The organism is Marinobacter iranensis (assembly GCF_029207565.1).
Lineage (GTDB): Bacteria > Pseudomonadota > Gammaproteobacteria > Pseudomonadales > Oleiphilaceae > Marinobacter > Marinobacter iranensis.
This window is the reverse complement of sequence record NZ_JANCMW010000020.1, coordinates 20,120-28,758: the sequence shown is the minus strand read 5'-3', so window position 1 is coordinate 28,758 and position 8,639 is coordinate 20,120. Positions and strand designations below refer to the sequence as shown.

10 protein-coding genes are annotated in these 8,639 nt (G+C 55.2%); 3 read left to right on the top strand and 7 right to left on the bottom strand.

Translation table 11 applies throughout. The annotated features are described in order from the left end of the window. Nucleotides 1–431: 431 nt before the first annotated feature. Nucleotides 432–674: a hypothetical protein gene (locus tag NLU14_RS20970; RefSeq protein WP_275710281.1), complete on the bottom strand. Its 243-nt coding sequence runs from the start codon at nt 672–674 to the stop codon at nt 432–434. 63 nt (nt 675–737) lie between these two features. Between NLU14_RS20970 and NLU14_RS20965 the strand changes: the two genes are divergently transcribed. Next, nucleotides 738–941, top strand: a complete 204-nt coding sequence (locus tag NLU14_RS20965; protein WP_275710279.1) for a hypothetical protein — start codon at nt 738–740, stop codon at nt 939–941. Between the two features lie 103 nt (nt 942–1,044). On the opposite strand, the gene NLU14_RS20960 is transcribed toward NLU14_RS20965, so the two are convergent. From NLU14_RS20960 to NLU14_RS20945, 4 genes are all read right to left on the bottom strand, one after another. Continuing rightward, nucleotides 1,045–1,470 (bottom strand): GFA family protein, encoded by a 426-nt coding sequence (locus NLU14_RS20960; protein ID WP_476738655.1) that lies wholly within the window; start codon nt 1,468–1,470, stop codon nt 1,045–1,047. Nucleotides 1,471–1,596: 126 nt separating this feature from the next. Beyond that, the gene (locus NLU14_RS20955) at nt 1,597–1,788 is read right to left on the bottom strand and encodes a metallophosphoesterase family protein (protein WP_275710277.1); all 192 of its coding nucleotides are present in this window, start codon (nt 1,786–1,788) and stop codon (nt 1,597–1,599) included. Nucleotides 1,789–1,809: 21 nt separating this feature from the next. After that, nucleotides 1,810–2,289, bottom strand: coding sequence for an FKBP-type peptidyl-prolyl cis-trans isomerase (locus tag NLU14_RS20950; RefSeq protein ID WP_275710275.1), 480 nt, complete (start codon nt 2,287–2,289; stop codon nt 1,810–1,812). Nucleotides 2,290–2,517: 228 nt separating this feature from the next. After that, entirely contained in the window at nt 2,518–2,976 is a 459-nt protein-coding gene (locus NLU14_RS20945; RefSeq protein WP_275710272.1) for a hydrogenase, read from the bottom strand. A 71-nt stretch (nt 2,977–3,047) separates the two neighbouring features. Between NLU14_RS20945 and NLU14_RS20940 the strand changes: the two genes are divergently transcribed. After that, nucleotides 3,048–3,716, top strand: a complete 669-nt coding sequence (locus tag NLU14_RS20940; protein WP_275710270.1) for a TetR/AcrR family transcriptional regulator — start codon at nt 3,048–3,050, stop codon at nt 3,714–3,716. Nucleotides 3,717–4,115: 399 nt separating this feature from the next. Here NLU14_RS20940 and NLU14_RS20935 read toward each other — a convergent pair whose 3' ends face one another. Next, entirely contained in the window at nt 4,116–4,277 is a 162-nt protein-coding gene (locus NLU14_RS20935; protein ID WP_275710269.1) for a hypothetical protein, read from the bottom strand. Nucleotides 4,278–4,759: 482 nt separating this feature from the next. Between NLU14_RS20935 and ggt the strand changes: the two genes are divergently transcribed. Then, on the top strand, nt 4,760–6,538 hold the full coding sequence (gene ggt, locus NLU14_RS20930; protein WP_275710267.1) for a gamma-glutamyltransferase: 1,779 nt from the start codon (nt 4,760–4,762) through the stop codon (nt 6,536–6,538). A 60-nt stretch (nt 6,539–6,598) separates the two neighbouring features. On the opposite strand, the gene radD is transcribed toward ggt, so the two are convergent. Then, nucleotides 6,599–8,359, bottom strand: coding sequence for a DNA repair helicase RadD (gene radD / locus NLU14_RS20925; protein WP_275710265.1), 1,761 nt, complete (start codon nt 8,357–8,359; stop codon nt 6,599–6,601). Between the last annotated feature and the right edge of the window lie 280 nt (nt 8,360–8,639).

The window sequence follows — 8,639 nt, the reverse complement described above, 5'->3', positions numbered from 1 at the left end:
GTGTCCACTAAAAAATAAGTGGACACTATCCTGACGGCGACAGCGCCAGGCTCAAGATGGGATTACCGGACGGTTACTAACATCAGCCAGGGAAGGATTTTCTTCATCAATTGGACTCCTTAACCTGCCAGGAACAATGGTTTAACGAACAACGGATACAGTGATGGGACAGCCGGAAGGGAGTGCGTACCAAGACGCGGGGATGGTTCCTATCTGAACCTGATGTAATCCCTTACATGTTGTCATGGGCAAATACTTTACAGCATGGAGGAGCCAAATAAATGCCCCCGTATCAAAAAGCTATACATCTTTACAATATTTTTGATTCTGACCGCCTACTGAGCCCGCTCCACGCTTCTGGGCGTAGTATTAGAGCAAGACTAGCGGAAACGCGAGTTCAGAAGTACCCCAACAACCTACCACCCTTAAGACTAAAGCCTGATGATCCCTTTACCCTGTTGGTGCAGCCAACGTTTCCAGTCCAAATCCAACATACTTACCCCGCCAAGGTAATTATCATCCACCAGGTAATACGCGAGGGTGCGATCACCCCGGTTAAAGTTGTGCATTAGCCGCACCACAAAGTTGCGGCGGGTCGGCTTGGAGAGCAGGAACCCAAGGAACTGCCCGGCCTCCCCGGCTTTTCGAGGGGGCCGGGATTTTCCACTCAACATTGACGGATCGCTCCGCGGAGTGCTGAATATAAGGCAAATCATCTCGCCGGAGGCATGCACCCTATGGAAACCGCGACCCTGGTGTGGGGGCTCATTTTCAGCTCCATCGGCATCGGTTATTTCATTTACGGGCGAAAGCAGTCGAACCTGGTCGCCCGCTGGTGCGGTCTCGCATTGATTCTTTTTCCGTATCTCGTCACCGATACCCTTGCCATGGTGGCTGTCGGTGCTGCGCTCATGCTGACGCCTCGGTTCATTGAACTTTGAACAATTTTGAAACGATCTCCTATGGACGAACCTCCCCGGCGACTGAGGCTGGCGCTGGAAAGGCAAGGCATCGGTGAGTTACAGGAAAACCGGTGGCAAAGCTCTACTCCGGCAACGTCTCGCCCGACCCGCCCATTTCAGCGGGCATATCTTTCATCTTGGGAAGCCCATCTCGAATCGGTAGTACCGACTCCTGGTAATGTACATGCAGCGCAGGCTCAAACTTCAGGTCCGGAAGGTTGGCAACATAGACATCCACAAGCCCCCATGCCGGGTGGTCTGTGAACACGTGGCCTCCGCACTGCTTGCACCACTTACGGTAGCTCTGCTCCGTGAGGTGAAACTCACCTACCTGGTCAGCACCAGACACAATTTCAAAGCTATCGGTTGGCCATAGTGAAAACGCATTGACCGGCCCCGCAGACCAACGGCGGCAGGAATCGCAGTGGCAATACCCCATCGCCTCCGGAGCTCCTGATACCTGAAACTTAATGGTCCCGCAAAAACAATTACCCTGATAATGGCTCACGGCGATCTCCTCATTTGTTATTGTTCACTGACCACTGTTCCAGAACCGCCCCCCGCTGTATACCCTCCGGAACGGGGAAATAGACAGAACTTTCGTAGGAAGCATGAGGCCATCAGGCCCAATTAATCAAACCGGCAGTTCGATGATCTCACCAGCCACACCGTCTTCACTTACCTCCAGCCGCCCTACCGTGATTGGAAGAGTAAAACGCCGGGGCCCGACGTCACCGGCGTGAAGGATCAAGTCCGAGCCTTTCAATACCTCCAAGGCTTCGGGGCGCATTTTGCTGTGGGTGTCTGCGATAACGCCGATTCGCATGCTTACGCCCCCTTTAACCCTTCAGTGATGCCCACCCGGCCCATGTGCGTGGCCGTGCGCTAGCTCTTCCGGGTCGGCAGCTCGTACGTCGATGATTTCGATATCAAAGGTCAGGGTTTTGCCGGCCATCGGATGGTTGGTGTCGACATCGGCAAACTTGTGGCCGACCTTGGCGACGACCACATGGCGTGGGCCCTGCTCGGTTTGCACCTGGGCGATCATGCCCGGCTTCCAGCGTTTGGCGCCCATCAAATGCTTGATCGGCACGCGCTGCACGGCATCGGCCTTACGCGGACCGTAGGCTTTTTCCGGAGTGACGGTGACGCTGAACGTATCGCCGGCCTCGCGACCTTCCAGGGCTTCTTCCAGGCCTCGGATAACGCCGCCGTGGCCATGCAGGTAGGCGTTCGGCTCGCCACCACGGGAGTTTTCAACAACGTTGCCTTGGTCATCACTGACGCTGTAGTGAAACAAGACCACCTGATTCTTTTCGATTGGCATAGGGTTCTCTGCGACGGCTAAAAGTACGACATTGTAAACAGCTGCGGCGTTGAATGCAGGTGAGGAGAAGCAGACGGGTTGAATTGATTGGAATTCGCCTCGCCCGCAGCCAGTGGCGGCACCGCGAGTTCAGAAAGGCACACAGACTGGATGACGCCGTTGATTTCAAATTCCTCGTCGGTTGCCCAGGCCCAACCGTGGGAACAAACTAGCTGAAGGCAATATCACTTATCCAAACTGACTTCCCTTATTCCAGACTCCCCACAGCACTATAAAGGCAACCACCACCATCGCCACCGAGAGCGATGTCAGGGCTATGGCAATGAGGCCTTCCTGTAGCGCCGAGCCCTCGAAGCCTGCAGCGGCTATCGGCATCATGGATGCCCCTGCGCCGATAAAGCCGGCAGCCAGCGTGGCCAGCCAGTTGGTGTAGGTACCGAATACCACAAGACCAAATGCAATTCTTTCGGCCGTGCGGCTCAGCCGAAGCTTGGGCCAGATCACACCGAGCACAATCAGTACCAGTCCATTCATGATGCCCTCAAGGTGGCTCGAAAGCCCCATTCTGGCATTCTCCATTAACGGCAGTAGAAACCCCGTCAACAGACCCATGAGAAACAGGATGATGCCAAGTTGATAAAGTCGGCGCTCCCGGTTGATGACAGTCGGCAGAGATGCGTTATTCATGAGTTATCCCCCTGGTTGTCGTCAGGGAGACCCGCTCCCGACTCGCGTTCCACTCAATTTAAGAATACACTATGTATATTCAATACGAGAGATTATCCCTCGTTCATGCGCCTGTCAATATTGAGTATACAGCCTGTATGTCGATTAATTCCCCGAAACGTAGCTACCGCAAAACCACCCGGGCAAAAAAGGAAGAACAGACCAGGCGACGGATTACCGAAGCAGTCGTTGAGTTACACCGAACGGTCGGGCCAGCTCAGACAACCATTAGTGACATTGCAAACCTGGCGGGTGTCGGCCGCGTAACGGTGTACAAACACTTCCCTGATGACTCCGCGATGTTTCGTGCCTGCAGTGATCACTGGATTGCTGATAACCCACCGCCAGATTTTGCGCAGGCACTCGCAGAACCGGATGAGTTAAAGCGAGCCGCAGGCGTACTCAGATTGCTTTACGACTACTACCGCGGTACCTACGACATGATGGGAAAAGTGATACGGGACGCGAAGACAATGCCCGCCCTGGCAGATGTGGTTGAAAACGGATGGATGCAACTGCTGCGGAACCTTGAGGACACTTTGGTGCCAGCGGGGAAGCATGGCGACAGCGCGAAACGTTATCGCGCAACGCTTCGGGTGGCTATGGATATCAATACCTGGAGTACAATCTCTGAAATGGGTATTGATGACCAATCGGCAGCAGAGCTGGTGTGCCAGTGGTTGAAGAAGGCTAAAACCTGATGCCCCCTTTACCCTGTTCGTGCGACCAACCCCGTAGAAGTTGTGCATGAGCCGCACCACAAAGTTACGGCGGGTTGGTTGGGAAGTGTAGCTCAGGCAGCCGCTATTTCATGGTCCGATACTGCAATACGAGACGGATGATCTCGTGATCACTGGTCGCTAGTGCCAGCGAGGCATTCAGCGATGATCTTTGTGGCAAACGGATATTGAACCTGGATCGCAAAACATCCGCTACCTGTCGATCCTCAGCCGGATCGAATTCTTTTCCTGCGTACACACGAATGCGCTGAAGAATGAAATCCTTATTTGACATAGACATCAATCTTCTTGATTGACACTCAGTGTTTGCTCCAACAATGAATACAGTCAGTAAAACGAGCGGAAAAATCCGTTGCGATTCTAGCGGGCCTGGAGCTTAACCTGCTTGGGGCCTGACGAGGTCACTTGCCGCCTGTTACCCTTGACTACATACTCAACAGCCCCGCCGGATTTCAAAAAAGCAGCGGTCTGCTCAGCAATGGTGGCCGACGTTAATGAAGCTTTTGCGGTTTTGTTGCTCATGGTGTTCTCCAGGTCGATGGCCCTCATCATATCCCAAACAGGAAATAATTGTTCGGCTCAAGAAAGGCACCTTAAGGCCGGACCGCCTGTCGGAACAGTTCGAACTCCCCCCCCCTCAGAACATAAATCCGTCCTGATTTTCATCATTCTCAATGATGCCCACCCAGCCCATGGGCGTGGCCGTGCGCTATCTCTTCCGTATCGGCGGCGTTGACTACAGTGGCCACCCCTGACTTCTGCCCGCATGCAAGACCCGCTGATCGAGAGGCAGGCAGAAGTTATGTCGAAGTATTTTACATAATTTTACATTCTCCTTATCACGGATATACCATGAATTGACGAAGCCATTTGAACCTTAATGCTTTGTCTTTTCGTGGCCCGGCAATTGCCTGCCATTCAACGTCTCGGAGCCAAGCGCTTCCCGACCAGTATCCTTCAATCAATAATGCGGCCAGGCAGAGCTCGGCCACAGGAGAATAACAATGAAAAAACGATTGTTGACTATCTCTTTTTGTCTGTCTCTGGGTGTACCTGCTGCCTGGGCAACTGACCTGCCACAGGCTCAAACGACCGAGCGCGAAATGGTTGTCACGGCAAACCCGCTGGCCACGGCAGCCGGCGCCAAAATTCTCAAAAACGGTGGTACTGCGGCAGATGCCATGATTGCGGTGCAGACCATGCTCAGCCTGGTGGAGCCCCAGTCAAGCGGGCTTGGTGGCGGAGCGTTTATCGTTTATTACGATGCTGAGACCGGCACTACAACCACCATCGATGCCCGTGAAACCGCACCAGCGGCAGTGGATGAAGCACTTTTTTTGAATGAGGAAGGCAATTCAATCAGCTTTTTAGATGCGTGGCAGAGTGGCCTGTCCGTGGGCGTGCCGGGTGTCCCGCGAATGATGGAGTACATGCATACGCAATATGGCCGGCTCCCCTGGCAGCGCCTGTTCGTACCGGCGATCACCCAGGCTCAGAAAGGCTTTTCTCTGACCCAGCGTACCAGTGAGCAGGTCGCCGGCCTTCTGGCCCGCAACGCTTCCTGTGAGGATCGGCTATTTTTCCGCGACCCCACCGCCTTCAATTACTTTGTTGACAGCGAGACCTGCGAAGCCAAACCTGCCGGTACACATATCAAAAACAAGGATTATGCCGAAACGCTAAAGCGGCTGGCCCGTGATGGCGCAGATACCTTCTACACCGGCGCTATCGCACAGGACATCGTTAGCGCCGTCCAGAACGATCCTAACATTCCCGGATCAATGAGCCTGACCGACCTGGCCGATTACCAAGTCATTGAACGGCCGCCGGTGTGCATCCTTTACCGTGGCAATAATGTCTGCGGCATGGGGCCGCCGTCTTCCGGTGGGCTGGCCGTCGGTCAGATCATGGGTGTGCTGGAGAATTTCGATCTGGCAGGCAAGAATCCGCTGGATGAGGAAGTAGTGCATCTTTTTACCCAGGCGATGCGAATCGCGTTCGCTGATCGGAACAAGTATGTTGGAGACAGCGACTTCATCACCGTTCCGGTTGAGGGCATGCTGGACAAGCAATACCTTGAAACCCGCGCTGCGCTGATTGGTGAGAACGACCTTGGCGTAGTTGATCCGGGCACGCCCCCTGGTGTGTTTGATCCCTCTGCTCCGGGCATGAATGAGCCGGGCGCGGGCACCAGCCACGTCTCCATTGTTGATCGGTTCGGCAATGCGCTATCCATGACCACGACCATCGAGAGCTCGTTCGGGAATGGAGTAATGGTGGCTGGCCGCGGATTTCTGCTCAACAACCAGTTGACCGATTTCAACTTCCAGCCCACATCCAGTACCGGCGAACTGATTGCCAACCGGGTACAGCCCGGAAAGCGGCCCCGCAGTTCGATGGCTCCGACCATTGTCCTTGATCTGGATGGCCAGGTTTCGCTGGTCACCGGCTCGCCGGGCGGCTCCCGAATCATTGGTTACACTGCCAAGACCGTGATGAACGTGTTCGATTTTGGACTTGACCCACAGGAGGCCATCAATGTGCCTCATTACCAGAACACGAACAGCGGCAGTTCAACTTCAGCAACCGTTCTGGAGGCACCCATCCCGGGCGTGACGCTGGACTATGATGTCGCCGCACTTGAGTCCAATCTGGAAGAAGGCAGGGGGCATGCGGTTGGTGTCACAACCCTGAACAGCGGGTTGTCGCTGATACAGGTCACCCCGAGCGGTCTTGTGGGCGGAGCCGACATGCGCCGTGATGGTGCAATTGGCGGGCGCTAGGCCGCAACACGCACGCCTTGCTTTGAACAAAAAAGGGCCGGCCAGGTTATGGGCCGGCCCTTACGCTTCATTCGCCTTACGATAGCTACCCCGATAATCAAAAACCCGCTCCTGCACCCGCCAATAGTGCTTTTGCTTGCGGGCAATCACGAAATCCGGTGCCGGCAGCAAGGCCTCCAATTCAAGCACCTCATCCGCTGAGCTGAACGCTTTCGGAGCCTGGCCATTCGCAAAACGACGCCCGAACAGTCTGTTAAAAACAGTGCGCTGGCCCGGTTTGCTGAAATCAAACAATTCGCTGAGCTCCTCTCCATCCTCCCCGTGATAGGTGATCCTCAACTTGCTACTGTCAGCAACCAGCGATATCCCGGCGCAGCGAATCACCATGGCATCCTTGAGCTTCAGCGCATCTCTCAGCTGATCATCCGGGTCGATGATGGCTTTTTGGCATTGGTGGCAGTTACGGGCGGCAATATCATTCTCGCCACCGCAGTGGGGGCACTCCTTGAACCGGAAACGGTAATCGCATTGCTGAGGGCGCCTAGCAGGTTCACCCTCTTCCGCCCGCTCCAGCAGCCCCTGGCAACGGCGCCCGTAGTGCTCGACAACACCGCCTTCACTGTCTGTTTTGCCCCAGAAAATATTGGCAAAACCACAGCCCGGGCAGAACACCTGCACCGGCTCACTATCGGGGTTCGGTCTCGGCTCCCCTACCTCCGGGTGATGCAGGTTCACATGGTTGCCCGCGTAATCAATTACCAGACAATCCTGTTTGCCTTCGTCCAGGCGAAGGCCGCGGCCCACCATCTGCTGATACAGACTGACCGACTGGGTAGGACGAAGAATGGCAATAAAGCCCACATGGGGCGCATCAAAGCCCGTGGTGAGCACGGAGACATTCACCAGATACTTCAACTGCCGCTGTTTGAAGCGCTGAATCAGCAACGCCCGTTCGTTCAGATCGGTCCCGCCGGTCACCAGGGCGGTCTGTTGCTCCGGCAGATAGCCGGTGATTTCCCGCGCATGATCCACCGTGGCCGCAAAGATCATCACCCCCTGGCGCTCAGCGGCCAGTTCCATCACCTGTTCAATGATGGCACGGGTCACACGCTTGTGTTTGCCCAGCAGCTGGTTGACGTCCCTCTCGGCGTATTCGCCAAAGCGGTCCTGAGCCAGCGCCGAGAAATCGTATTGCGCCACTGCCGCATTCACCAACTCAGGCCGGGTGAGATACCCCCGATTGATCATGTAGCTCAACGGCAGTTCGTAAATGCAGTGTTGAAAGGGCTTGTCCTCTTCACTACGAACAAAGCCCCGGTAGTGATAGCGATAGATCCAGCCCATGGCCAAACGATAGGGGGTGGCGGTTAGCCCGAGCACTTTGAGGGCGTCATTCTGTTGCCGTAGCAGCTCAATGATCCTTTGATACTGACTGGTTTCATCACCGCTAACCCGATGGCACTCATCGATGATGACCAACGAGTATTCATCCCGGAACTGATCCAGGTTCGCCGATACCGACTGCACACTGGCAAAGGTCACCTGATGCCGCCTTTCCTTACGTTTCAGCCCGGCTGAGAAGATGCCGCCTTCTAACCCATAGCTCTGGTATTTGGCGTGATTCTGCTCCACAAGTTCTTTGACGTGGGTCAGTACCAGAATCTTGCGCCGGGCAAGACGGGCCAACTCGGCAATGACCAGGCTTTTACCGGCACCGGTTGGCAGCACAATCACGGCTGACTCGTCGGATTTGCGGAAATGCCTCAGCGTGGCATCGACCGCTTCCTGCTGGTAAGGCCGCAGTTTGAAAGGAGCATTCATTTTGCAGGGCTTAATCGTTATCGGGATGACAAGGCGGTCATACTAGCAGATGCCGTTGCTGGCGGACGGCCGAATGTGGCTCAGTGACCGCCCCGTCACGACCTGCCGGCCGAAAGCCACAACAACAAGCAAGCAACCCCGAAAAGAAGCACGACAACATGGATGGCCAGGTTCTTCCGGATCGTTGGGGCGGGCTTTCTGGCGAAACGAAAGTAGTCCTCGCCAAACAGCCCCACGCCGCAGCCCTCACAGTAGTTTTTTGAGTAAGAAAGCCTCAGCG

Bases quoted from the DNA above. Each gene is read 5' to 3' on its own strand.
- radD (WP_275710265.1), bottom strand. From the start codon at position 8,359: ATGAATGCTCCTTTCAAACTGCGGCCTTACCAGCAGGAAGCGGTCGAT.
- NLU14_RS20965 (WP_275710279.1), top strand. From the start codon at position 738: ATGGAAACCGCGACCCTGGTGTGGGGGCTCATTTTCAGCTCCATCGGC.
- NLU14_RS20955 (WP_275710277.1), bottom strand. From the start codon at position 1,788: ATGCGAATCGGCGTTATCGCAGACACCCACAGCAAAATGCGCCCCGAA.
- NLU14_RS20950 (WP_275710275.1), bottom strand. From the start codon at position 2,289: ATGCCAATCGAAAAGAATCAGGTGGTCTTGTTTCACTACAGCGTCAGT.
- NLU14_RS20935 (WP_275710269.1), bottom strand. From the start codon at position 4,277: ATGAGCAACAAAACCGCAAAAGCTTCATTAACGTCGGCCACCATTGCT.
- NLU14_RS20970 (WP_275710281.1), bottom strand. From the start codon at position 674: ATGTTGAGTGGAAAATCCCGGCCCCCTCGAAAAGCCGGGGAGGCCGGG.
- ggt (WP_275710267.1), top strand. From the start codon at position 4,760: ATGAAAAAACGATTGTTGACTATCTCTTTTTGTCTGTCTCTGGGTGTA.
- NLU14_RS20945 (WP_275710272.1), bottom strand. From the start codon at position 2,976: ATGAATAACGCATCTCTGCCGACTGTCATCAACCGGGAGCGCCGACTT.
- NLU14_RS20940 (WP_275710270.1), top strand. From the start codon at position 3,048: ATGTATATTCAATACGAGAGATTATCCCTCGTTCATGCGCCTGTCAAT.